A 23,141-nucleotide genomic window follows, 5' to 3' on the forward strand; every position below is an offset into this window, starting at 1 on the left:
GGGCGCGCATCGGTTTTGATGCCGCCCGTCGGGCCAGACAATCTCTCCCCCTTCGATACTTTTAAGGCTCCTTCGCCGCAGCATCGTCCGCCGATTCAAGATGGCGAGGATGACGGGGATCGTCGTGGGGTTTCAGGAAGAAGCGGCGGGCGACATCGAGATAGCCGTCATAGACCAGACCGCCATTGATCTCGACAAGGGTGTTTCGATGGCGGCGATAGAGCAAGGGGATTTTGTACCAGGGGACGGCCGGCAATTTGTGATGCAGCACATGCAGATTGTTGTAGAGAAACAGCAACCCGAACAACGGACTGTTCTCGACGATCGCCGTGCGCTCATCCTGATGGTCGGCATAACGATGCTCCGCATAGGAGCGGAGCCTGCTCAGCGCCGCGCCGACATAAACGAAGCCGAAGAGATAGAGCCACAGCGGCATTCCGCAAATCCCCACCACCCAGATCAGAACAGCCGCAACGCCAATAGCGTGCCGCGCCCAGAGCGCCGCCCGCGGCCTGTCGCCCTTCAAGACCAGAGACGCCTCCTGCGCCAGGAAATTAACAATCATGACCAGCGGGCCAAGTGTCAACCGGCCTAGCAGGGTGGTGTTCCAGAGTGCGAGATATCGACCGACCAGGCCCATCTTCTCCCAGGCGGCCTGGGTGAAATAGGAGGATTCCGGATCTTCGATTGGATCGGTCAGGTGTTCGTCGCGATGGTGGGTCAGATGCCCTTCCCGGTAAATGGCATAGGGCAACCACAGGGACAAAGGCGGCCAGCCGATCGCGTCATTGATGGTGCGATAGCGGGTGGGGTGCCCATGGATGACCTCATGCTGGAGCGATCCGTGCCAGGCAATCAGCCACCCGCCAATGGCGATCACGACAACAACAGGCAGAGATTGCCAAAACCAGGTCACCACCAGGAAGCCGCCGTAAATGACAACCGCCAGGGCTACCGTCTGCCATTCGATGCGCGCTATGGCCAAGGAACTGACGGGCGAAGGGAAAATATCGGAAGGCGGAAGACGGGACATGAAGCAGGTTCCGGCTGAAACGTAAAAGCGATGGATTTCGCCCGCCACTATAAAGCCGGGTACAGGATGCCGCGCCGCACGGCTTTGCAACAGAACCGCAAAAAAGGGAAAAATGGTTGTGTAACAGCGCTCTAGGTAAAATATTTATTCTATAAAATTTGTGTGTTATTGGTTTTAATCCCCATCGAATTGATGAGCGCCGCCCGCATCGTGTGAGCGGGCGCTCCAGACCGGAGGGACATTTCTTGACATTCAATACCACACGCAGGCAGGTGCTCTTCGGCGGCGCGTCCATTGCAGGTCTCGTCGCCCTTGGCGGCATTGATCCCGTTTTTGCCGGTGCCGACCGTTCCAGGATCGTCGTCCGCGTCGAGAAGGACCTTTCAAATCTCGATCCGGCCAATCGTTCGGGCCCGATCGATCTCAACGTCCTCTGGTCGGTGCAGCAGGGTCTGATCTCCTTCAAGCCGGGCTCGACGGACTGGGAACTCGATGCCGCCGAAGAGCTGGAACAGGTGAGCGACACCGAAATCCGCTTCAAACTGCGCAGCGGCCTCAAGTTCACCGGCGGCTATGGCGAACTGACGGCGGAAGACGTGAAATTCTCCTTCGAGCGTTTCCTGAAGCCCGATGCCGACGGCAAGCCAGTCACCTATGCCAAGGACTGGTCGGCCCTTGATCGCGTCGAGATCACCAGCCCCCTTGAAGGCCGCATCATCCTGAAGCAGCCGGCGCCGGCGCTCTACACGATTGCACTGGCCGATGGATCGGGGCGTATCATTTCGAAAAAGGCCTTCGAAGCACTCGGCAAGGATATCGCCACGAAACTGATCGGCAGCGGCCCCTATGTTCTCAAGGAATGGGTCCCGCGCGAGCATTTCACGCTCGAAATAAATCCTGACTACAAGGGACCGATCAAGCCGCACTTCCAGCAGATCGTCGGCAAGCCGATCGGAGAACAGAAGACCTCGGAAATCGCTTTCCAGTCCGGCGAGATCGACTTCACCGCGATCGACCCTGAAAACGGAAAGACGCTGGCGAACCTGCCGGATGCGAGCGTGACGGAAATTCCTGCCATCGACTATGTCTGGTTCGGCCCGAATATCGAGAAGGCCCCCTTCAATGATATCCGTGTTCGCCAGGCGATCCGTTATGCCGTTGATATCGACGCGATCCTTCAGGGCGCCTATTCCGGCATCTATCCGCGCGCCAATTCGCTGCTCGCGCCAAGCCTGCTCGGATACTGGAAAGAGGCCCCCGTCTACGCAAGGGATCTGGAAAAGGCGCAGGCATTGCTGGCCGAAGCCGGCCATGCAAACGGCTTCAAGACCAAGCTGACCATCGAAGCGACGGCACGTTACGAGGCGATTGCCCAGATCATTCAGGCCAACCTTTCCGAAGTCGGTATCGAGGTGGAGATCGAGGCGCTGGAATCCGCTGCCTATTGGGCGTTGGGCAAAAATGACGCCAGCAAGGATATCGAACTGTCGCTTGTCAAATTCAACGGAAAATTCGACCCCGGCTTCCAGACGCAATGGTTCACCTCGGAACAGGTCGGCCAGTGGAACTGGCAGCGCTGGAAGAATGCGGAATACGATGCGCTGCATGAAAAGGGCGGCGTCACCGTCGATCCCGCCGAGCGCGAAAAGATTTATATCCAGGCTCAGAAACTGCTCGACGAATCCGCCGCCTTCATCTGGATCACGCACAATCTGAATGCTTTTGCCTCACGCAAATGGCTGAAGCCCGGTGTTCTTCCGAATGGCAACAACTGGCTCTACACCGCCTTTACGGAAGCGACGGCCTGACCCCGTGCGTGTTGTTGCAATGACAGGTCGGGATGCGCTGCGATGAGGAGCGCATCCCTGCAAATTCATCTCGCCTTCAAGCTGGCTACGGCGCTTCTCGCCGTTGCTGGCTCCGTCATATTGCTGATGGCTCTCACTCGGCTCATTCCCGGCGATCCAGCAACGGTGATCCTCGGTTCACGCGCGACGCCCGAGGCCGTGGCGGCACTCAACGCCCGTATTGGCCTCGACAAACCGCTGATCGAACAGGTTTTTGCCTTTTTCGGCCAGCTCCTTTCCGGCGATCTCGGAGAGGATGTCTTTAACGGCCGCCCGGTCCTCACCCTTGTTGCGGCGGCGTTACCGAATACGGTGGCTCTGGCCGTTTCCGCCATGTTTTTCGCCATCGCGCTCGGGGTTCCGCTTGCCGTCATCTCTGCCCGCTGGCCCGGCGGCAGGGTGGACCGGCTTATCGCTTTCTTCAGCGTCGGTTTTATCTCGACGCCGAGCTTTGTCGTCTCGGTGTTCCTCCTGATGATGTTTTCGGTAAAGCTGCGTTGGTTTCCGGTCTTGGGGGCCGGAGAGAGCGGCGATATCGGCGACCAGCTTTGGCATCTCGCCTTGCCGACGGCGGCGCTCGCCGCCGGCTGGATCGGTTATATCGCCCGTCTGCTGCGCGCCTCCCTTTTGGAGGTGCTCGGTGAAAACCAGATCCGCACGCTGCGGGCCTATGGTGTCAGCGAAACGAAAATCCTCATAAAATATGCCCTCAAACCGGCAATATTGCCTACCGTCGCGGTGCTTGGCATGGGTTTTGGCGAGCTTCTGGGCGGAGCGGTCTTCGCGGAAGTCATTTTCAACCGTCCCGGGCTCGGTTCGTTGATCTATGACGCCATTCGCACCCGCAACTATCCGGTGGTTCAGGGCGGCGTCTTTGTCATCGTGCTGCTCTACGTGCTCACCAATCTCATTGCAGACCTCTCCCAGAGCCTGCTCGATCCGCGCGAGCGCGCACGGCTCGTATCTGGAAGGCAACGGCAATGACCGTCCTGCGCGACCTCTCCCGCCGCCCCGGCGGCACATTCGCAATCTTTGCGGTTACATTGCTCTGTCTGGTGGCAATCGCTGCTCCGCTGATCGCGCCCTATGGTCCGAACGCGATTGCACCGGCCAGCCGCTTCATGGACCCATCATTGCAACATCTTCTGGGAACCGATCATCTCGGGCGTGACATATTAAGCCGCCTTATCTTCGGTACGCGCATAGCGCTCGGCATCTCACTCTCCGTCATCGCGATCTCGCTGACGACCGGCGTCGCCCTCGGCGTGGCGGCAGCCCTCTCCTCCCGTGTCGTCGACCTCTTCATCGTCGGCATCTTCGATGTCGTGACCTCGTTTCCAAGCATCATCCTCGCTCTGGCGCTCGTCGCCGTTTTCGGCCCCGGCCTCGGCAATGTCGTCCTGCTCGTCAGCATCGTCTTCATTCCCCATTTCGGCCGTGTCGCCCGCGCCCAGACGATCGCAATCCGCAACAGTCCCTTCATCGAGGCGGAAAGGGTTCTGGGCGCCGAGACCTGGCGGGTCGTCCTGCATCACGTCACGCCCAATATCATCGGCCCGATTTTCGTATTGGCGTGCATGGATATCCCCGTCGTCATCACCATCGAGGCGGGGTTGAGCTTCCTCGGTCTTGGCGTGCGCCCGCCGCTTGCAAGCTGGGGCAACCTGCTGAACGACGGCTATACCTATCTCGACCAGTCGGTATGGCTCGCCACTTTTTCCGGGCTGGCGCTGATCCTCGCGACACTCGGTTTTGCGCTTCTCGGTGAAGCCCTGCGCGACACACTCGACCCGAAGCTGAGGAAAAGCCTGTGACAAACGCCCTCGTCCTCATCGAAAACCTCAACGTGTCTTACAAGAGCGCCGGGCATAGTGCGCATATTCTCGACGGCGTCGACATCACCATCGGCCGCGGCCAGTCCGTCGGCCTCGTCGGTGAAAGCGGCAGCGGCAAGTCAACGGTTGCCTTCACCCTGCTCGGCCTGCTTGCCGACAATGCGGAAATTTCGGCAAATCGCGCGGCCTTCAACGGACGTGAGACAAATCTGGCATCAGGGGAAACGGCAAGCCTGCGCGGCACCGATATAGCCATGGTCTTTCAGGACCCCATGACCGCGCTTAACCCCATGTTCACGATCGGCACACAGCTCGTCGACATCCAGCGCCGGCGATTTCCAAAGGAAAGCCGGCGGGCGCTGTGGGCGCGGGCGGAAGCGGTGCTCTCGGATGTGGGGTTGCAGGATGCGGCCCTGCGGATGCACCGCTATCCACACGAATTCTCAGGCGGCATGCGACAGCGTGTTGTCATCGCCATGGCGCTGCTGGTCGAACCGAAGCTTTTGATTGCCGACGAGCCGACGACCGCGCTTGACGCGACGGTTGAAGCCCAGGTGGTGGAGATGCTGCATCGGCTGCGGCAACGGACCGTCGCTTCGATGCTGGTCGTCAGTCACAGCATGGGGCTTATCGCCGAGCTCTGCGACAGCGTCATCGTGATGTATGCGGGAACGGTGGTGGAAAGCGGCCGGGTGGCGGATGTTCTGCATCGCCCGCACCATCCCTATACCCGAGCCTTGCTGAACTGCGAGATCGACCCTTACGCCGCCTTCGACCGCCTGCAGGATCTTGCCACGATTCCCGGGACGGTTCCCGATCCATCCCACCGACCACAGGGCTGCATCTTCGCCGAGCGCTGTCCTTCCCGCCATGATCGCTGCGTGGAAAGGCCACCTCGCCGACAGGCCGGGAGCGGACAGACCTACTTCTGCTGGCTGGAGGCGGCATGATGAGCACCCCTGCCCTCTCACTGAAGAATGCGGTGATCCGTTATGACCGGCTGACCGCCGTCGATGGCGTATCGCTGGATCTGTTCCCCGGCGAAACCCTTGGCCTTGTCGGGGAAAGCGGATGCGGAAAATCCTCCCTTGCCCGGGCCATTGTCGGGCTTCAGCCGCTTGCCGCCGGTACGCTTTCGGTCGGAGGAGAAACACTTACTGATGTGACAAAGGCGCGCCGCAACGATCTGCAGCGCCGCATCCAGCTCCTGTTCCAGGACCCCGCCGCCTCGCTTTCTCCACGCATGAAAGTGCGCGCGCTTCTGGCTGAACCGCTAAAAATACGCAGGGTGCATTCGGCCGAGAGCTGGGCGCGCATCTCTGCCCTTGCGGAAAGCATAGGCCTCGGCGAGCAGCTTCTTTCACGCTATCCGCATCAGCTGAGCGGCGGGCAGGCGCGGCGCGTTGCGCTGGTGCGGGCGCTTGCCGCCGAACCTTCGATCATCGTCGCCGATGAACCAACGGCTGGCCTCGATATCTCCATTCAGGGCGAATTGCTCAATCTCCTGCGCGTGCTTCGGGATCGTCTGAAGCTCAGCTATCTGCTCATCTCCCACAATCTCAATGTCGTCGGCCGCGTCACCGATCGTGTCGCCGTGATGTATCTTGGCCAGATCGTCGAGAGCGGGCCGACGGCCGACTTGTTTCACAGTCCTGCGCATCCCTACACACAGGCACTGCTCTCGGCCAATCTTACACTCGATCCCGGCCGCCGGCGTGAGCGCATCGTGCTTTCCGGAGAATTGCCAAGCCCGGGCAACCCGCCCTCCGGCTGTCGTTTCCACAAACGCTGTCCGCTGGCGCGCCCACGCTGCGCAAGCGAGGTGCCGTTGCTTGTTTCCGCCGGCTCATCCGGCCGCAGTGTCGCCTGCCACTTCCCGCTCACTGCGGAAGCGGAAACCCCGCCTCAGGCGATAGCGGGGTAACCATGACGCGCGGCATCCCGATCAAACTCGGCCAGGACTTCATAATCGGCATCGCCAAGCAGGCTGATGCCGCGCAAAGACAGCGTATCGCAGACGTCGGCAAGTTCGGGGTCGGCGATGGTTTCCGCCAGAGCCCGTCGCAATATCACCAGCTCCCTTGCCGGTGTCGCAGCGGCCGTGATGAAGGGCAGACCCGGTCCCTTTGCCGTTTCGGCAAGGATGCGCACACCCGCAACCCGTTGCGGATCGAAGCGCAGGGTGTTGCCGAAGGTAATGCAGTCGATGGAAGCGACATCCGCCTCGCCTCTCGACACCGCATCGATACTCGCCAGATGACCGCCTGTCTCCTGCACGGACGAAAAGAACCGCCCCTCATCGGCATGTGGCGCCACGAAAGCGCGGAACAGATTATAACCGGAATTGCTGCCGGGTTCATTGATGGCAGCCCGCGCGCCCCGCAATTGCGTGATCGACTGCGCCTGCGACGCCGCGTTGACAATGATGAAGCTGCATTTGAGCGGACCGTCGCAGCCGGGCAGATTGTAAACCGGGGTTGCCACCAGCTGCACCTTGCCACGCAGGTGCTGCACATAAGGATATCCGCAGGTCTGGCCGAACAGCAGATCGGGCCTGAGCCAAGCCTCATTGTAGCGGATTTCCGCATCCAGCGTCTGCGGCGCATCAACGCCAGCAGCACGAAGACGCTTGCCGAGCGCGGTCCAGAACAGGGCCGTCGCCTCCTTGACCGGCGAAGGACTGACATACATGGCAAGGCTGGCAAGCGACATCGGGGAAACTCCAGAACGGCAACTGGAAAACCTATGCAATACATAGATTTAAAGTGCAATGCGATTTCTTCATCGAAAGGAAGCCTGCGATGAACCTGCCCCTGCAAGACACCCACTCTTCGCCTTCGGCCATCACCGATATCACCTGCGACGTGCTTGTCATCGGCGGCGGTCCGGCCGGCTGCTGGGCGGCGTTGGAGGCCGTGGGTGCCGGAGCACGCGTTGTTCTGGTTGACAAGGGTTATTGCGGCAGTTCGGGCGCAACGGCCTCCGCTGGCACGCAGATCTGGTATGTGCCGCCGGATGAAGCCGCACGGGATGCCGCCATGGCAAGCCGTGAGGCAATGGGCGGCTATCTTTCCGAGCGGTCATGGATGGCGCCGGTCCTCGACAAGACTTTCGAAAGCGTCAACCGGCTGGCGGAATGGGGGTATCCGTTCCCCAGCGACGACAAGGGCGAACAGCAGCGCATCTCCGTTCAGGGGCCGGAATATATGCGGCTCTTGCGTCGCCGGGTAAAAAATGCCGGTGTCACCATTCTCGATCATCACCCCGCAATCAGGCTATTGACAGAAGGCGCACGCGTTGCTGGCGCAACCGGTCTGCGGCGGCAACAGGGCGGGAACTGGCGTGTCGCCTCCGGAGCGGTGGTACTGGCGACGGGCGGCTGCGCCTTCATGAGCAAGGCGCTCGGCTGCGATGTCCTGACCGGCGACGGCTATTTGATGGGCGCCGAGGCCGGTGCTGAACTGTCCGGCATGGAATTTTCGTCGGCCTACGCAATTTCACCGGCCTTCGCCTCCATCACCAAGACCGCCCTTTACCGTTTCGCGCAATTCTATCGCAAGGACCATAGCCTGATAGAAGGCGCAGGCTCGGCCCGTGGTCGCTCGATCATCGCCCGCACGCTGCTTTCGCAACCCGTTTATGCCCGGCTTGACCTTGCCGGAACCGATGAGGTGAAGGCGATCCTGCGGCGCGCCCAGCCGAATTTCTTCGTGCCGTTCGACCGTCGGGGCATCGATCCCTTCACCGAATTCTTCGAAGTAAAGCTTCGGCTGGAAGGCACGGTGCGCGGCACCGGTGGGCTGCGGCTGACCGGGCTCGACTGTGCAACGACGGTTGCCGGTCTTTATGCCGCCGGCGACAACGCCACGCGCGAGCCGATCTGTGGCGGCTTCACCGGCGGCGGCAGCCACAACGCAGCCTGGGCAATTTCCACGGGCGCCTTCGCCGGCGCCTCGGCCGCAGCCTTTGCCCGCGAGAAGGCGGGGATGCCGCGAAGTGACCTTCCACAGCCCAACACGCAGACCGCATCGCATACGGAGTTCACCGACCCGGCAAGCATCATCAAGGCGGTACAGGACGAGGTCTTTCCCCTCGACATCAATTATTTCCGCACGGAATCCGGCCTTTCAGCAGCATTGGCGCGGCTGGATGCTCTGTGGACGAAGACGGTCTCGGCAACGGTTGCCGATGAGAGCCAGATATTGCCGTTGCGTCAGGCGCAGGCGATGCTCGCCACTGCGCGCTTCATGTATCGCGCCGCCCTTGCGCGCACGGAAACACGCGGCATGCACCGGCGCGACGATTTCCCGAAGCAGGATCCCGCCCAGCATCACCGGCTCATTCTCAGCGGCCTCGATGCAATCGCCATCCGGCGGGAGCCTGTTGATCCCGGCATCTACAAGGAGGCAGCGGAATAATGATCGAGGTTCTGGATACAGACGCCTGCACGGATTGCAATCTGTGCGTTCAGGTCTGCCCAACCAATGTCTTCGAGGCGATGCCGGAAGGCCCGCCCGTCATTTTACGGCAGGATTCGTGTCAGACCTGTTTCATGTGCGAGGCCTATTGCCCGGTGGATGCTCTTTACGTCGATCCGGATGCCGAGGCCGTGCATGGCCTGACACTGGACGGCGTGCGGGAGAGTAACCTTTTCGGCAGCTATAGAAAGGCCATAGGCTGGCACAAGGACACGCGCAACCGCCGCCACATCGACGATCACTTTCGGCTTCCGCAATGAGTTGCTGCCGGTCGGTATCAGGCGTTCCTGATCCGCAATCCTTCCAGAAAGGCCCGGAAGCTCGACACGGCGCGTCTGGAGGTCGTTTCCGGGTCGTCGGAATTCGCGATCCACTGGGCCGCACTGCTGCTCGCCGCATTGATGAAACGGGCGCATGCCTCCGGGTCAATATCGCCAATAGTACCCTCTTGCCTGAGCGCATCCAGGCTGCGTGCAACGGCCGAGATACAGCCATTGGCATTTGGCCAGCGGGAGGGGTCGCCCAGCACGGCCGGTCCGTCGCGAAACATGATGCGCTGGATTTCCGGCTCGAGAGCCATGCGGACATAACCGACATTCTCCTCAATGAAACCCTCCCACCGCGTCTCGGCCCTTGATGATATCTCGCAGAGCCTCTTCGTCATCTCCGCATCGATCTCACCCACAACCGCCAGCAGCAGGCCTTTCTTGTCACCGAAATGGTGATAGAGGGCACCGCGGGTCAGCCCCGCCTCTGCAGTGAAGTCGTCCATCGACGCTTCGGCATATCCAATGCTGCCAAACGCCTTGCGGCCGGCAGCCAGAAGCTTCGCCCGCGTCTCGGTAATCATTTCACTACGGGGTTTGCGCATTTTTTCTCCTTGCTCGACATACGCCACGTATATTAGTTGACATACGTGGCGTATGCAATTATCTAATTTGCATACGCCACGTATGTGTGTGGTGGATACTCCCTAAACAAGGTGCATCCGATGTCTAATCCGTACAGAGAAATTTTCCGGGCTCCCGGCGCCAAAGGCTTTTCCGCGGCCGGTTTCTTCGCCCGCCTTCCGATTGCGATGGCCCCGATCGGCATCGTCGCCATGCTTTCCCAGACCCACGGCGAATACTGGCTTGCCGGCGCCGTCTCGGCAACCTTCGCGCTGACCAATGCCGCCGTTGCGCCGCAGATTTCCCGTCTGGTGGATCGCAGGGGCCAGAGCAGCGTCCTCATCCCGGCAACCACCCTGTCGGTCATCGCCTTTGCGATTTTGATCATCGCCACGAACCAGAAATGGCCGGTCTGGACACTGTTCCTTTCCGCTTTCCTCGCCGCCGCCATGCCAAGCATTCCGGCCATGATGCGCGCCCGCTGGACGGAGATTTTCCGTGACAGGCCTGAGCTTAACACGGCCTTCGCCTTTGAATCCGCCGCCGACGAGCTGGTTTACATTTCCGGCGCATCGCTTTCCGTCGGCCTTGCGGTCTCGTTCTTTCCGGAAGCCGGGATGATGATCAGCACCACCTTCCTCGCGCTTGGCACCTTTGCCTTCCTTCTGCAACGGTCGACAGAACCCAAGGTGCGCCCGGTGCAGGGCGGACAGCGGCAGCGTTCCGCGATCTTCCTTCGCCCGGTCCAGATCATCACACTTGCCCTAATCTTCGTCGGCTCAACCTTCGCCACGGCCGAAGTGAGCGCCGTTGCCATCACCAAGCAACTCGGCCAGCCGGAGGCCGCCAGCCTCGTCATCGGTGTCTATGCCATAGGTTCATTCGTCGTTGGCCTGCTGCTTGGCGCGATCAACCCCAAAATACCGCTGCATCGTCAATTGCTGATTGCCGTGAGCGTCCTCGCACTGACGGCCCTGCCGCTCCTCTTCGCTACCACGGCAGTCGGCCTGCTCGCCTTCGCCGTGTTCCTCAGCGGGGTTGGAATATCCCCTATCTTCATCACCGCATTCGGCCTGATCGAGCGCCGCGTACCGGAATCGATGCTGACGGAAGGCGTGACCTGGGTGATGACCGGCATCGGTATCGGCATGGCGCTCGGCGCCTTCATCTCCGGCTGGGTGATCGACAATTTCGGCGCAGGCAACGGCTTCTGGGTGTCGGTTGTCGCCAGCCTCTCGACAGTCACCATCATCGGCCTCGGCCAGCGCAGCCTCGCTGCGGAGGGGCGGCACTTTGGTGCAGAATCCGTGGCGCAACCCGCTGAATAACAATCCTCAACCGTTGACTGCCGCGATCCTCGCGGCAGTCCGTCTCACGCCCGCCCTCCCGGTGTTCATTTGGCGGCTATCTGCCTCATCCAGATCATGACAGCCACGGCACCGCCATCCGCGTGTCCCTTTGCACGATCGCCAAGATAGCTCGCACGCCCGAGGCGCGGCGTCATGGTCTTCGTCGCTTCGGCGCCCGCCTGACCGGCTGCGACGGCCTCACTCCATGCAGCCTCGGCAGACTGCCCATCGGCCAGCCTGTCCCGGAATGTGGTGGCAGCAGGATAAAGGGCATCGACCATCGTTCGGTCACCGGGCTTCGCACCGCCTAACTCGGATACCGCTTCGACAGCGGCGACGAAGGCATCGGCAAGCTCCCTTGCCGTCGGCGCATCGGAACCGGCGAGTTGCCGGGCCGCTCGCATGAGGCCGGTAGCGTAGAACGGCCCCGAGCTACCGCCAATTGCTTTGCGCATCGCATCGCCCATGGCCGACAGCCCGCTCGAAACATCCGCAAACGCCTGAGCCGGAAGTGCTAGGATCGCTTCGGCGCCGCGCTTCATGCTGGCCCCAAGGTCGCCGTCACCTGTAATACTGTCGAGATCCGTCAGCTGTTGTTCAGCGGCAATCAGGGCCTTTGCGACATCTTCAGCCACCTGCCGAAGACGTGCACCTGCGGCGATCATTTCCCGATCTGAAGGCACGCCCTCCGGCAGCTTTGAAGCGGCAAGCATGCGATGCCGGTTCACCGCCCCGCCCCGTGGCCAGGCGGTCGCATCGGTTGCCGCGTCGATGAGTTCCAGCGTCTGCTCATCGACATGCATGATGGAGAGCGAAAAGCCCGGCATGTCCAGCGCCGACAGGAAGGTGCCTGCCCATGCGCGTTCGACGGCCACCCCTTTCGCCTCGAGAATGTTAAGGGCTGAACGGGCGACAATCGACAGCTCCATGGGAGGCGTCGAACCCAGGCCGTTGACAAGCAGCACGACGCGATCACCGCCCTTGAGCTTTCCATCAGCTTCGATCGTGCCGAGCACAAGCGACGTCAGATCATCCGCCGAAGCGATCTCCATTCTGCGGACACCCTGTTCGCCGTGAATGCCGAGACCGACCTCGATTTCCCGCTCGCCGAGCGTGAAGCCGGGCTTACCGACAGCCGGCAGCGTGCAGGAACCGAGCGAAATTCCCATCGACGAAAGCCCGGCCGCCGCCGCGCGCGCCACCCGTGCGACTTCATCGAGCGGCAACCCGCGTTCGGCAGCAGCACCGGCCAACTTGTGCACCAGCACCGTTCCGGCGATGCCGCGGCGGCGATCGACGGGCACGGTATCCTTCAAGGCAACATCGTCGGCGACGACAACAATCTCCACGGGAATTCCTTCCGCCCGGGCAAGCTCCGCCGCAAGGCCGAAATTAAGCCGGTCGCCCGTATAGTTCTTGACGATGACCAGCGCACCCGCCGGACCTGCAGCCGCCCTGATTCCCGCCAGCACGGCATCGGTGCTCGGCGACGTAAAGACGTCTCCGGCCACGGCCGCCGTCAGCATACCTGCCCCGACATAACCGGCATGGGCCGGTTCATGACCGCTGCCGCCACCCGAGAGCACCGCGACTTTCCGCTGATCCGCGTCCGGAAGACCAGATCGTATCACCACGTTTTCGTCGGCGAGAAGAATACTGGCCGGGCTGAGAGCCACCACGCCCTCCAGCATGTGGCGAACGACGGTGGACGGATCGTTGATCAGCTTCTTCATTTTTCTCTCCCGAAAGACGCTTCACTTTGCGAGCGCGAGGATAGAGTGCTGATCGGCCGTGTCAAAGGCATGAATGGGCCTTGCCCGGACATAATTCAAAACGAAATCAGTCCCCGACGCATCCTTCTCTTTCGCCGAGATCATAGATGCGCCCGGTCAGCCAGGCGGGCCAGTCCCGTTCAAAGAAGGATTTCCGGCTTTCATCAAATACGCGGTTGGGCCGCGTCGATATCGCCATATCCTCACCTTCAAGCCGGACAACGATCTGCTCGCTCCGATGGTCGTCTTTCTCCCTGCGAAAACGAAATTCCTGCAACGGGCCTGCGGTAATGTCCGGAACAAGTTCACCGTCCGCATCGCAGATCGCGCGAGCGCCTCGGCTGCCGCCGCCGCTGCGAATGAAGTGATCCAAGGCCGTGAGTACGGCCTCGGACGCGATTGCCATCTGTTGCCACTGAACGGCACGAACCGCCTCTGCAACCCGTCCGTAAGCGATCCCGTTCGAACGGATTGTCGCATTGAGTAAACGCGCCTCGGCAAGCGCCTGCGAGACGCTTGCGGCATCGCATATCATCCCCGCTTTGTCGCTCATACGGGACTGGATTTCGGTGCGGATGTCCCTGGCCGACAGGTGACTGTTCTCTTTCAGAATTGCGAGAATATTGTTGATGCCTGCGAGGGCCACCGCGTCAATATTTGCCGATGACGGGGACCTTGCCCGACCACTTGCGCCAATATGCTCGGCTGCGCGTGTGCCAAACACCTGCCCTGCATTCAGAGCCGCCCCACCCGGCCGCGTGACACCATGCGTACCGGCCGCCTCGCCCACGGAATAGCACCCCGCCAGATTGGTCCGCCCCCAGGTATCGACCATGATACCGCCGTTCATGTGCTGGTTGTTCACCGCGAATTCCAGCGGCTCGCTGGCGATGTCGATCTTGTAACGCCGGTAGAGTTCGATCGCGAGCGGGTTCATATGCCGCAGCCGGTCGATCGGCTGTTCCTTCATCGCACCGGCATTTTCGATGTAGCCGCTGACATCGGGGGCGAGGCGATCGAGGCTGAACGGAAGGTCGCCGGGAACCGCCAGCGGATTGCGATTGAAATCCATGAAGACCCGCCGCCCGGCCGCAGACTCACGAAAGATCGCAAGATCGACCAGGCTCGAGCCGAAATCGAGCATGCGGGTCGAATGAAACGGCCATTGGTAGCCCTTCCGGAAAATGTTGGAGGCCATTTCCTGCGTCGTGCGATAATAGCCCGCCAGGAAATGATGCTCCTTGCCCTCGGCATCCAGCGAATAGATGTGGGGGATGGCCTGCACATAGGTTCCCGAGAGGTTCCAGGGAAATCCCTCCCGCCGCGTGCCGATGCCGAACTGGCTTTCCGTGAGGTTGACGAGGTCTATACCAGCCTCCAGCGCCAACCCCAGCGAACCGAAACAGCCATTGGGATAGACGCTGTCGCGATAAAGCTCGCCCGGTCCTCCGGCTGCAAGGACAATCACCGGACACACGAAGAGGGCGATCCCGAACGGGTTGGTGTCGCTGCGCTCATGGGGCTGCATGGCGAGGACGCCGACGACCCGTCTCTTATCACCAGAACCTTCCGTCAATATTTTGACGACGGTCGTGTGATTGTGAAACGGGATATCGAGACGGATCGCTTCATCCGCAAGCACCTTGACCATCAGCCGCGATGTGCGCGGACCGCAGCTCGTCGCCCGGCCGACTTCGTCGTGGTCGGTCTGATATCGCAGCGTCCCGCCCAGCGGGTCCTGCGGCAGGGGCAGTCCGAGGAATTGCAGGGAGGCCATCATGCGCGCCGAGCCGACCGCCTCGACATAGGCGGTATCCTCATCCATCGCACCGCCGCTGCGGATGGCGTGCGCCATCGCCTTGAAGTTGTCGCCCTGATCGGCCGTGTTTGCGGTGTGGAGGGTTTGTTTGTCCGATCCGGAACAGGCCGACGTTCCGCCCCAGGCGCTCTGGCTGAGGATGATGACATCATCGCCGCGCCGCTTCATTTCCACTGCGGCCCGCAGCCCGGCGGCACCGGAACCGACCACGACGCAACCTGCCCGATGAACCGGGATATCGATGCCGCCGCGCGCGATCATCTCCCTGGGGCCGGGCGCATTCGGCAAACGCGGCATGTTCACATCCGTGAGCGCGTCAAGAATATGCTGCGGGACGGTCGCGTCCATGAGCGTTGTACTCCTCGTAAATTCGCTTTCAGGCTTTGTCTCAGCTTCGTATCGGGACCGTCCGATCGCGGAATGACTACCGAACCTGCGCGCGCGCCCTTGGACGCGTTTCATTGCGTTCATGCGAGAAAATCGCGGGCGCAAGGGGGCCAAGTCCTCTTATCAGATCAGCACCCTTCTCCCCGACCATGATCGTCGGCGCATTGGTATTGCATGAGGGAACGCGCGGCATGACGGAGGAATCGCAGACCCGCAGCCCTTCAAGGCCATGCACCTTGAGATCGAGGCCAACGACGGATTCCGGCCCGTTGCCCATCTTGCAGGTGCCGACGGGATGGTGATCGGTCTTGGCATTGGCGCAGCCGTAATCGAAAAGCTCGTCATCCGTCATGACCTTGGGACCCGGAAGACGTTCCGCCAGAATATAGGGCTTCAATGCCGCCTGCTGGAATATCTCGCGGGCGATCTTGAGGCCTTCCAGCGACATCTTCCGGTCATGGGGATCGGACCAGTAATTGGGGTCGATCAACGGCGCGGCGGCGGGATCGGAGGATGAAAGCCGCACGGTTCCGCGCGATCTGGGGTGAAGATAGGCAGAGTTCAGCGTAACACCGGCATTTTTCAGCCGCTCCACACCCGCCTCGATACCCGACCCCAATCCCAGATGGAACTGGATATCCGGCGAGCGCGCATCCGGGTCCGCATACCAGAAACCGCCCGTTTCAAACAGCGAGGAAGCGACCGGGCCGGTGCGGAACAGGACATATTCAAGCCCCGCCCATATCGTCCGGTGAAGCTTGGCGACGCCGTCATAGGTATGGTCGCCAGTGCACTCGGCAATCACGAAAAGATCGAGATGATCCTGAAGATTCGAACCGACGCCGGGCAGGTCATGCAGCACCTTTACGCCTACGGATGTCAGATGATCCGCCGGGCCAATACCCGATTGCTGCAGAAGCTTGGGCGAACCGATGGCGCCGGAAGAAACGAGGACTTCCCTTTCGGCATGGATGATCTCAAAGCCGGACTTTCCGACCACCTCAACGCCTGTGGCGCGGTTTCCTTCCAGCACGATGCGGGAAACGCGGGCGCCAAGTTTGATCGTCAGGTTCTTGCGATGCCGGATCGGGTTGAGATAGGCGAGCGATGCCGACGACCGGCGGCGATTGCGCTGCGTGAGCTGATAGAAGCCGACGCCGGCCTGCTGCCGTCCGTTGAAATCGTGATTATAGGGAATGCCCAGTTCCTGCCCGGCCCTGATATAGGCATCGCAGATGGGCAGGGCCGAAACCGGCATGGAGACCCCAAGCGGCCCGCCATAGGAATGATAGTCATCGGCAAAACGCTGATTGTCTTCCGCCCGTTTGTAATAAGGCAGGATATCGCGATAGCTCCAGCCATCGCAGCCATCCTCGGAAACCCATGTGTCGTAATCAGCCGCATTGCCGCGCGTATAAAGCTGGGCATTGATCGATGAACCGCCGCCCAGAACCTTCGCCTGGGTGTAACGCAACACCCTGCCCTTCATGTGCTTTTGCGGCACGGTCTCCCAGCCCCAGCTCGCCACGCCTTTTGTCATCTTGGCAAAACCGGCCGGCATGTGGAAAAGCGGGTTCCAGTCCCCCCCGCCGGCTTCGAGCAGCAGGACGCTCACATCGGGGTCTTCGCTCAAACGGTTGGCGAGCACACATCCAGCGGGGCCGGCACCGGTGATGATATAGTCGAAACGCATCGAACTATCCTGTTACACTAGAGGGATCTGATGGCCGCCGCCGGCATAAAGCGACATCGCGGTCATGACATGCGAGGGTGTCAGGGGCTTCAGCCTCATGGAGCGAGATCCTCCGTCGATATATGGTGGGCAACTCTCAACGCCTGGCTCGCAATGGTGAGCGCCGGATTGACGGCGGCGGAGGTCGGCAGAAAGCTGGCGTCGACAACGAAAAGGTTGCGGTGGTCATAAGAGCGGCAGAAGGGATCGAGCGGCGCAGCAGCCGGATCGTTGCCCATGCGGATCGTGCCGCACTGATGCGAGGGCGTACGCTTGTCGAAAGGTTTCGACAGGACGATCGGAAAACCGACAGATTTGAGAATGCCTTTCAGCTTTGCAACCAGCGCCAGATGAGCATCCCAGTTGGTTCGCCGCCAATGGAGGACGATGCGGTTTCCGTCGATCATTATCCGGCTGTCGGGATGGGGAATATCTTCGCTCATCGCGTAGAAATCGATCGCATGTGCGGTCAGCCGCTGAAGCAGCCATTCCGGCACGCGGGGCATTGCCCCCTTCAGGATCGCCGGCGAAATCTTGCCGAGCAGCTGAACATTGCCAAGAGGCGGCCCGCCCTCGCCGTCAGACAGATAGAAGTCATTGAAACCGAATGTCTTTTGATAAACGGCCGTGTTACGGAAACTCGGCGATACGGCGATCACAGCCGAGGAATTGTGGTTCATGAAGTTTCGCCCGACCTGATCGGACGAATTCGCCAGACCGTTCGGATGTCGCTCATCCGCCGAGCGCAGCAGAAGTGCGGCTGACTGTACGGCCCCCGCAGACAGGATTACCAGTTTCGCCGTCACCGAGCGGTTTTCGCCATTCTGCTGATAATGGACGCGCTCGATGTTGCCGCTCCGTCCCGCCTCAAGTCTGGTTACCCTGGCGGAGGTTTCGATTCTGACGTTCGGATATTCTAGGGCTTTGAGGAGCGCCGCAGTTTCCGCATCCATCTTGCCATCCCGGGAGTTTGGATGGGCATCCCATGGGGTCCGGCCTTTCGAGAGCCATTTCTCAATATCGATGGCCAGAGGCAGCGAGAAAGGATGCAGGCCTTTCGCCTTCAGGCGCGCCCGGACATCCGCCACCGGCGGCTCATCCGCCACGGGGGAAAATGAATATGCAGCAGAATGCTCGGGTTCGGTCGGGTCCGCGCCCAGCTCGCCGCGCACCTGATACATCACCTCCGCCCTGCTGTACCAGGGTTCTAATTCCTCATAGGGGAACGGCCAAGCGGGCGAAACGCCTTCCCTGTGCCTGATTTCGCTGAAATCTTCCTTGCGATAGCGCGACAGCACCGCGCCGTAGAATTTCGAATTTCCGCCGACATTGTAATAATTGCCGGGATTGAACGCAGCGCCATTGGCCTCGTACCAGCTCTCCTTGGGGCGAAAATGACCCTTCTGAAAAATGGCGCGCTGGTCGCGATTGACCGGGCTGTCGGCGATATAATCACCGGCTTCGAGGATCAGGATGTCGGCGCCTGTCGCCGCAAGACCTGCGGCAACCGTCGCGCCACCGATACCGGAGCCGATAATGATAATGTCTGGGCTCTTCATCATGCTTTTACCAAGTACTTCAGGCGATACGCGCCTGGCTCGTCGGGTCGAAGAACACGGCCTTGTCCAGATTGAAGGCAAGGCGGGCGTTCTGGCCGGCGTGAATGCGGGCGTCGGCGCGCAGGCGGGCAACGACCTCCTTGCCGCCGAGCTTGGTGACGGCGAAAGTATCCGATCCGGCCGGCTCCACGACCTCGATGTGGCACTCGCCTTCGGCAAGTGTGCGGGCGTTCCTGTCCGCCCCTTCCGGGTCGGTCAGAGCCTCAGGACGGATGCCGAAAATGACCTGCCGGCCCGCATGGGACGCGAGCGCCTCCTTGCCGGCAGCGACGGGAAGGCGCATCGGCGCCCCATCGGGTCTCGCAAGGGAAACGGAAAGTCCGGCCGCGTCCTGTTCGATGGTGCCGGTCAGAAGGTTCATGGCGGGCGAGCCCATGAAATCGGCGACGAACATGTTGGCCGGATTGTTGTAGATCTCGGCGGGGGACCCGAATTGCTGCAGAACGCCGTCCTTCAGAACCGCGATTTTCGTCGCCAGCGTCATCGCCTCGATCTGGTCGTGCGTCACATAGACAATCGTGGTCTTCATCCGCTGGTGCAGGCGCTTGATCTCGGTGCGCATGTCGACGCGCAGCTTGGCATCGAGGTTGGACAGTGGCTCATCGAAAAGAAAGACCTGGGGATTGCGCACCAGCGCGCGGCCCATGGCGACGCGCTGCCGTTGGCCGCCCGACAACTGGCTCGGTTTGCGGTCGAGGAGATGGCCGATCTGGAGAATATCGGCAACCTGCTTGATCGCCTTTTCGCGCTCTTCCTTCGGAACCTTGCGGATCTCCATTCCAAAGGCGATGTTCCCGGCAACGGTCATGTTGGGATAAAGCGCGTAGGACTGAAACACCATGGCGATATCGCGCTGGGAGGGCGGCAGACCGGCGACGTTGCGCCCGTTGATCGAAATCGTGCCCGATGTGATGGGTTCCAGCCCGGCAATGGTGTTGAGCAGGGTGGACTTGCCGCAGCCGGAAGGCCCGACGAGCACCAGAAAACCGCCCTCCTCGATTTCGATATTGATGTCCTTTAGAATTTCCAGCGCGCCGTAAGACTTGCGCAGATGCGAGATTTCGAGAAACGACATGGTTTATCCTTTCACAGCGCCGGACATGAGACCCCGGACGAAATAGCGGCCGGAGACGATGTAAACGATGAGGGTTGGCAGGGCGGCGAGGATCGCGCCCGCAAAATGGACATTGTATTCCTTCACCCCCGTGGACGAGGAGACGAGATTGTTGAGCGCTACCGTCATCGGGGTCGAAGACGCACCCGAAAACGAGGCGCCGAACAGGAAGTCATTCCAGATATTGGTAAACTGCCAGATGACCGAGACCACGATGATCGGTCCCGATGACGGCAGCAGGATGCGTCGGAAAATCTGAAAGAAACTTGCCCCGTCGATCTGCGCCGCCCGGACGAGTTCCGTCGGAAAGGCCTCATAGTAGTTGCGGAAATAGAGCGTGGTGAAGCCGAGACCATATATCACATGCACCATGATCAGACCCCAGATCGAACCAGCGAGACCCAGCGTTCCGAGGATGCGCGCCATGGGGATCAGCACGATCTGGAACGGGATGAAGCATGAAAGCAAAAGCAGCCCGAAGAAGACGTTCGAACCGCGAAAACTCCACTTGGTCAGAACGTAACCGTTCAGCGCACCAACGATGGTGGAGATCGCGACAGCCGGAACGACCATCAGGATCGAATTGATGAAGAACGGCTTCAGACCTGTCGGCTGAACACCGATCTGCGCCGTGGACCAGGCGGAAAGCCACGGCTCGACGGTCCACACCTGCGGCAGGTTCAACATGCCGCCCTGGCGGATTTCGTCCAGGGGTTTCAGCGAATTCACCACCATCACATAAAGCGGCAGCATGTAATAGAGCGCGAAGAATATCAGTGCGAGATAGATCAGCGCGCGTGTCAGATGACCGTGACTGATTGCATTTTGCTGGTTTGGAGCACCGCTCATCAGCGTTTCCCTCCGCGAATTTCCGAATAGAGATAGGGGACGATGATCGAGAAGATCATGATGAGCATGATGATCGCCGAGGATGCACCGATGCCCATGGAATTGCGCGTGAACGTGTAGGAATACATGAATGTCGCCGGCAGCTCGGTCGCCTGCCCCGGCCCGCCACCGGTCAACGCGACCACAAGGTCGTAGGCCTTGATGGCGAGGTGCGCGAGAACGACGAATGCGGACAGGAAGACCGGCCGCATCAGTGGAATGATGATGCGGCGATAGGTCATGACGGTCGAGGCGCCATCGATCTGCGCCGCCTTGATGATTTCATTGTCGACACCGCGAAGGCCGGCCAGAAACATCGCCATGACAAAGCCCGACGACTGCCAGACGGCGGCGATCACCACGCAGTAGATGGCGTAGTTGCGATCCTTGATCCACGCAAACTGGAAGCTTTCCCATCCCCATAGATGCATGGTGTTCTGCAGGCCGATGCCGGGATCCAGAAACCATTTCCACGCCGTGCCCGTAACGATGAAAGACAGCGCCATGGGATAAAGATAGATCGGCCGCAGAAAGCCTTCGCCGCGGATTTTCTGGTCGAGCAGGATCGCCAGGAACAGGCCGAGAACCGAGCAGATGATGATGTAAAGGGACGCGAAGATCGCGAGGTTGCTGATCGCCCGCCACCAGTGCGGTAGCGCCCAGAGCCGCTGGTAATTCATCAGCCCGACGAAATTATAGGAGGGCAGCATCTTACTGTCCGTCAACGACAGGAAGCCCGTATAGGCAATGAAGCCATAGACGAAAATGATTATGACGACGAAGCTTGGAGCCAGAACAAGCTTCGGTAACAGCTCCTGAAGTCGACTACGACCAGTCATCGCGCAGATATCCTTGATCCTTGAAACAGCGCCCGATGCTTGCCGTTTCCGTCAATGAGAGCATTTCCAGGAAAAGTGGACCCCGGTTTTCCGTTCGGAAATGCGACAAAACAAAGAGTTTAGGTAGCCGAAGGCGACAGGCTGCCTGCACGGCGCCCGGACGGTTCGACTGCGATTTCATGCGAGCATTGGTGCGGCGGGGGCATGCCCCCACCGCATTTTTGCGCGTTTACTTTGCGGCTGCGACGGCAGCAGGCAGTTCGACGATTGCTTCATCCGGTGTCAGTTCACCGTTGAACTCACGGGTAACGACGTCGTAGATCGCGTTTTTGACGGCAGCCGGGTTGGCGTGACCGTGGGCCATCGAGCCGAAGAGCTTGCCGCTCTTGTCGGCTTCGGCAAGATCGGCAATCGCCTTCTTGCCGCAGGCGTCGAAGGCCTCGTTGGACACGTCGGACCGGGCCGGAGCCGAACCCTTCACGACATTGAATGCCGACTGGAAGGTTGGGCTTTCGATTGCCGCCGCCATTTCCATCTGCGCCGGCACCTTGTCGGCGGCCACCTTGAACATGGCGAACTGGTCGGAGTTGAAGGTCACCGCGCCCTGCGTTTCAGGATAACGGACGCAGACAAAGTCCGTGCCCGGCACCTTCTTCGCCTTGACGAATTCACCCTTCGCCCAGTCGCCCATGAACTGAACGCCGGCCTTGCCTTCGATGACCATGGCGGAAGCAAGGTTCCAGTCGCGGCCGGAGAAATTGTCATCCACATAGGTACGAAGTTTCGTCATGCGCTCGAAAGCGGTCTTCATCTTCTCGCCGCCAAGGGCTGCCGGGTCGAGGTCGATGAATGCCTGCTTGTAGAAATCGGTGCCGAGCGACAGCACGACCGCGTCGAAGATCGTTGCGTCCTGCCATGGCTGTCCGCCGGCAGCGATCGGGGTGATGCCCTGCGCCTTGAAGTTGTCGAGCATGGCGACCAGCTCGTCCCAGTTCTTGGGCTCCTTGCCGCCAGCCTTGTCGAGCGCCGCCTTGTTGATCCACATCCAGTTGGTGGAATGCACATTTACAGGTGCGGCAATCCAATGGCCGTCATATTTCGAGAAGCGCTGCAGCGCTTTCGGAATGACCTTGTCCCAGCCATCCTTGGCCGCCAGCTCATCGAGGTTGCCGAGAGCCCCTTCTTTCGCCCAGTCCTGAATGTCGAAACCAAGCATCTGAACGGCGGTCGGCGCATTGCCGGCGGTAACGCGGGCGCGCAGCACCGTCATGGCTTCCGTGCCGCCGCCGCCGGCGACAGGCATATCGGTCCAGGTAATGTTCTTTGCCTCAAGGTCCTTCTTCAGGACGTCGAGTGCGGCAGCCTCGCCGCCGGATGTCCACCAATGCAGAACTTCGACATTTTCCGCCGCCTGTGCAGCGCCGGCCATCATTGACACTGCCAATGCAGTGGTTGTCAGAAATTTGCGCATATGTTCCTCCCATTGTCGCAAATTAAAGCGAGGAGATCCCCGCCCCGTCACCCGTCCTCCTCAGACGC

At 60.6% G+C, this 23,141-nt stretch carries 19 protein-coding genes; 8 read left to right on the forward strand and 11 right to left on the reverse strand.

Annotated elements, in window-relative coordinates; translation table 11 throughout:
- Positions 1 to 61: 61 nt before the first annotated feature.
- Complete coding sequence (locus AC1ROR_RS20410; RefSeq protein WP_498590525.1) at positions 62 to 1,033, reverse strand: fatty acid desaturase; 972 nt, start codon at positions 1,031 to 1,033, stop codon at positions 62 to 64.
- A 245-nt stretch (positions 1,034 to 1,278) separates the two neighbouring features.
- On the opposite strand from AC1ROR_RS20410, the gene AC1ROR_RS20415 reads away from it, so the two are divergent.
- From AC1ROR_RS20415 to AC1ROR_RS20435, 5 genes are read left to right on the forward strand one after another with little or no spacing between them, the layout of a single operon-like run.
- The gene (locus AC1ROR_RS20415) at positions 1,279 to 2,841 is read left to right on the forward strand and encodes an ABC transporter substrate-binding protein (protein ID WP_498590526.1); all 1,563 of its coding nucleotides are present in this window, start codon (positions 1,279 to 1,281) and stop codon (positions 2,839 to 2,841) included.
- Between the two features lie 42 nt (positions 2,842 to 2,883).
- Positions 2,884 to 3,864 (forward strand): ABC transporter permease, encoded by a 981-nt coding sequence (locus AC1ROR_RS20420; protein ID WP_498590527.1) that lies wholly within the window; start codon positions 2,884 to 2,886, stop codon positions 3,862 to 3,864.
- Entirely contained in the window at positions 3,861 to 4,694 is an 834-nt protein-coding gene (locus AC1ROR_RS20425) for an ABC transporter permease (RefSeq protein ID WP_035225830.1), read from the forward strand. Before AC1ROR_RS20420 ends, AC1ROR_RS20425 begins: the two co-directional genes overlap by 4 nt.
- On the forward strand, positions 4,691 to 5,665 hold the full coding sequence (locus AC1ROR_RS20430; protein WP_498590528.1) for an ABC transporter ATP-binding protein: 975 nt from the start codon (positions 4,691 to 4,693) through the stop codon (positions 5,663 to 5,665). The genes AC1ROR_RS20425 and AC1ROR_RS20430 overlap by 4 nt, the downstream gene beginning before the upstream one ends.
- A complete protein-coding gene (locus AC1ROR_RS20435; RefSeq protein WP_498590529.1) occupies positions 5,665 to 6,639 on the forward strand; it encodes an oligopeptide/dipeptide ABC transporter ATP-binding protein in 975 nt (324 codons plus the stop codon). Before AC1ROR_RS20430 ends, AC1ROR_RS20435 begins: the two co-directional genes overlap by 1 nt.
- Here the strand turns inward: AC1ROR_RS20435 and AC1ROR_RS20440 are convergent.
- Positions 6,621 to 7,427: a phosphate/phosphite/phosphonate ABC transporter substrate-binding protein gene (locus tag AC1ROR_RS20440; RefSeq protein ID WP_035225834.1), complete on the reverse strand. Its 807-nt coding sequence runs from the start codon at positions 7,425 to 7,427 to the stop codon at positions 6,621 to 6,623. The two genes, AC1ROR_RS20435 and AC1ROR_RS20440, sit on opposite strands and share 19 nt — an antisense overlap.
- An 89-nt stretch (positions 7,428 to 7,516) precedes the next feature.
- On the opposite strand from AC1ROR_RS20440, the gene AC1ROR_RS20445 reads away from it, so the two are divergent.
- Both AC1ROR_RS20445 and AC1ROR_RS20450 read left to right on the forward strand, forming a co-directional pair.
- Positions 7,517 to 9,133 (forward strand): FAD-dependent oxidoreductase, encoded by a 1,617-nt coding sequence (locus tag AC1ROR_RS20445; protein WP_498590530.1) that lies wholly within the window; start codon positions 7,517 to 7,519, stop codon positions 9,131 to 9,133.
- The gene (locus AC1ROR_RS20450; protein WP_080839594.1) at positions 9,133 to 9,453 is read left to right on the forward strand and encodes a 4Fe-4S dicluster domain-containing protein; all 321 of its coding nucleotides are present in this window, start codon (positions 9,133 to 9,135) and stop codon (positions 9,451 to 9,453) included. Before AC1ROR_RS20445 ends, AC1ROR_RS20450 begins: the two co-directional genes overlap by 1 nt.
- 17 nt (positions 9,454 to 9,470) lie before the next feature.
- Here AC1ROR_RS20450 and AC1ROR_RS20455 read toward each other — a convergent pair whose 3' ends face one another.
- Positions 9,471 to 10,064 carry a TetR/AcrR family transcriptional regulator gene (locus tag AC1ROR_RS20455; RefSeq protein WP_191856153.1) on the reverse strand — a complete coding sequence of 198 codons (594 nt, stop codon included), beginning with the start codon at positions 10,062 to 10,064 and terminating at the stop codon, positions 9,471 to 9,473.
- A 120-nt stretch (positions 10,065 to 10,184) separates the two neighbouring features.
- Here AC1ROR_RS20455 and AC1ROR_RS20460 point away from each other — a divergent pair, with 120 nt between their 5' ends.
- Positions 10,185 to 11,411, forward strand: coding sequence for an MFS transporter (locus AC1ROR_RS20460; RefSeq protein WP_498590531.1), 1,227 nt, complete (start codon positions 10,185 to 10,187; stop codon positions 11,409 to 11,411).
- Between the two features lie 65 nt (positions 11,412 to 11,476).
- On the opposite strand, the gene AC1ROR_RS20465 is transcribed toward AC1ROR_RS20460, so the two are convergent.
- The 8 genes from AC1ROR_RS20465 to AC1ROR_RS20500 form a co-directional block, all read right to left on the reverse strand.
- Positions 11,477 to 13,165, reverse strand: coding sequence for a dihydroxyacetone kinase family protein (locus AC1ROR_RS20465; RefSeq protein WP_498590532.1), 1,689 nt, complete (start codon positions 13,163 to 13,165; stop codon positions 11,477 to 11,479).
- Positions 13,166 to 13,271: 106 nt separating this feature from the next.
- A complete protein-coding gene (locus AC1ROR_RS20470) occupies positions 13,272 to 15,371 on the reverse strand; it encodes an FAD-dependent oxidoreductase (protein WP_080839581.1) in 2,100 nt (699 codons plus the stop codon).
- Positions 15,372 to 15,447: 76 nt separating this feature from the next.
- Positions 15,448 to 17,103: a GMC family oxidoreductase gene (locus AC1ROR_RS20475; RefSeq protein ID WP_498590533.1), complete on the reverse strand. Its 1,656-nt coding sequence runs from the start codon at positions 17,101 to 17,103 to the stop codon at positions 15,448 to 15,450.
- 95 nt (positions 17,104 to 17,198) lie between these two features.
- A complete protein-coding gene (locus AC1ROR_RS20480) occupies positions 17,199 to 18,704 on the reverse strand; it encodes an FAD-dependent oxidoreductase (RefSeq protein ID WP_498590534.1) in 1,506 nt (501 codons plus the stop codon).
- Positions 18,705 to 18,720: 16 nt separating this feature from the next.
- Positions 18,721 to 19,836 carry an ABC transporter ATP-binding protein gene (locus AC1ROR_RS20485; protein ID WP_035225853.1) on the reverse strand — a complete coding sequence of 372 codons (1,116 nt, stop codon included), beginning with the start codon at positions 19,834 to 19,836 and terminating at the stop codon, positions 18,721 to 18,723.
- A 3-nt stretch (positions 19,837 to 19,839) separates the two neighbouring features.
- The gene (locus AC1ROR_RS20490; protein ID WP_111817593.1) at positions 19,840 to 20,724 is read right to left on the reverse strand and encodes a carbohydrate ABC transporter permease; all 885 of its coding nucleotides are present in this window, start codon (positions 20,722 to 20,724) and stop codon (positions 19,840 to 19,842) included.
- Positions 20,724 to 21,602 carry a carbohydrate ABC transporter permease gene (locus tag AC1ROR_RS20495; RefSeq protein WP_035225859.1) on the reverse strand — a complete coding sequence of 293 codons (879 nt, stop codon included), beginning with the start codon at positions 21,600 to 21,602 and terminating at the stop codon, positions 20,724 to 20,726. The genes AC1ROR_RS20490 and AC1ROR_RS20495 overlap by 1 nt, the downstream gene beginning before the upstream one ends.
- Positions 21,603 to 21,831: 229 nt before the next feature.
- Complete coding sequence (locus tag AC1ROR_RS20500; protein WP_035225860.1) at positions 21,832 to 23,073, reverse strand: ABC transporter substrate-binding protein; 1,242 nt, start codon at positions 23,071 to 23,073, stop codon at positions 21,832 to 21,834.
- Positions 23,074 to 23,141 lie beyond the last annotated feature (68 nt).

The sequence above is a fragment of the Agrobacterium sp. GW821-FHT14E08 genome (assembly GCF_058803865.1).

What these genes read in the sequence shown, in the direction of transcription:
- AC1ROR_RS20410 (WP_498590525.1), bottom strand. Translation starts at nt 1,033, where the DNA reads ATGTCCCGTCTTCCGCCTTCCGATATTTTCCCTTCGCCCGTCAGTTCC.
- AC1ROR_RS20420 (WP_498590527.1), top strand. Translation starts at nt 2,884, where the DNA reads ATGAGGAGCGCATCCCTGCAAATTCATCTCGCCTTCAAGCTGGCTACG.
- AC1ROR_RS20425 (WP_035225830.1), top strand. Translation starts at nt 3,861, where the DNA reads ATGACCGTCCTGCGCGACCTCTCCCGCCGCCCCGGCGGCACATTCGCA.
- AC1ROR_RS20435 (WP_498590529.1), top strand. Translation starts at nt 5,665, where the DNA reads ATGAGCACCCCTGCCCTCTCACTGAAGAATGCGGTGATCCGTTATGAC.
- AC1ROR_RS20440 (WP_035225834.1), bottom strand. Translation starts at nt 7,427, where the DNA reads ATGTCGCTTGCCAGCCTTGCCATGTATGTCAGTCCTTCGCCGGTCAAG.
- AC1ROR_RS20445 (WP_498590530.1), top strand. Translation starts at nt 7,517, where the DNA reads ATGAACCTGCCCCTGCAAGACACCCACTCTTCGCCTTCGGCCATCACC.
- AC1ROR_RS20450 (WP_080839594.1), top strand. Translation starts at nt 9,133, where the DNA reads ATGATCGAGGTTCTGGATACAGACGCCTGCACGGATTGCAATCTGTGC.
- AC1ROR_RS20455 (WP_191856153.1), bottom strand. Translation starts at nt 10,064, where the DNA reads ATGCGCAAACCCCGTAGTGAAATGATTACCGAGACGCGGGCGAAGCTT.
- AC1ROR_RS20460 (WP_498590531.1), top strand. Translation starts at nt 10,185, where the DNA reads ATGTCTAATCCGTACAGAGAAATTTTCCGGGCTCCCGGCGCCAAAGGC.
- AC1ROR_RS20465 (WP_498590532.1), bottom strand. Translation starts at nt 13,165, where the DNA reads ATGAAGAAGCTGATCAACGATCCGTCCACCGTCGTTCGCCACATGCTG.
- AC1ROR_RS20470 (WP_080839581.1), bottom strand. Translation starts at nt 15,371, where the DNA reads ATGGACGCGACCGTCCCGCAGCATATTCTTGACGCGCTCACGGATGTG.
- AC1ROR_RS20475 (WP_498590533.1), bottom strand. Translation starts at nt 17,103, where the DNA reads ATGCGTTTCGACTATATCATCACCGGTGCCGGCCCCGCTGGATGTGTG.
- AC1ROR_RS20480 (WP_498590534.1), bottom strand. Translation starts at nt 18,704, where the DNA reads ATGATGAAGAGCCCAGACATTATCATTATCGGCTCCGGTATCGGTGGC.
- AC1ROR_RS20485 (WP_035225853.1), bottom strand. Translation starts at nt 19,836, where the DNA reads ATGTCGTTTCTCGAAATCTCGCATCTGCGCAAGTCTTACGGCGCGCTG.
- AC1ROR_RS20490 (WP_111817593.1), bottom strand. Translation starts at nt 20,724, where the DNA reads ATGAGCGGTGCTCCAAACCAGCAAAATGCAATCAGTCACGGTCATCTG.
- AC1ROR_RS20495 (WP_035225859.1), bottom strand. Translation starts at nt 21,602, where the DNA reads ATGACTGGTCGTAGTCGACTTCAGGAGCTGTTACCGAAGCTTGTTCTG.
- AC1ROR_RS20500 (WP_035225860.1), bottom strand. Translation starts at nt 23,073, where the DNA reads ATGCGCAAATTTCTGACAACCACTGCATTGGCAGTGTCAATGATGGCC.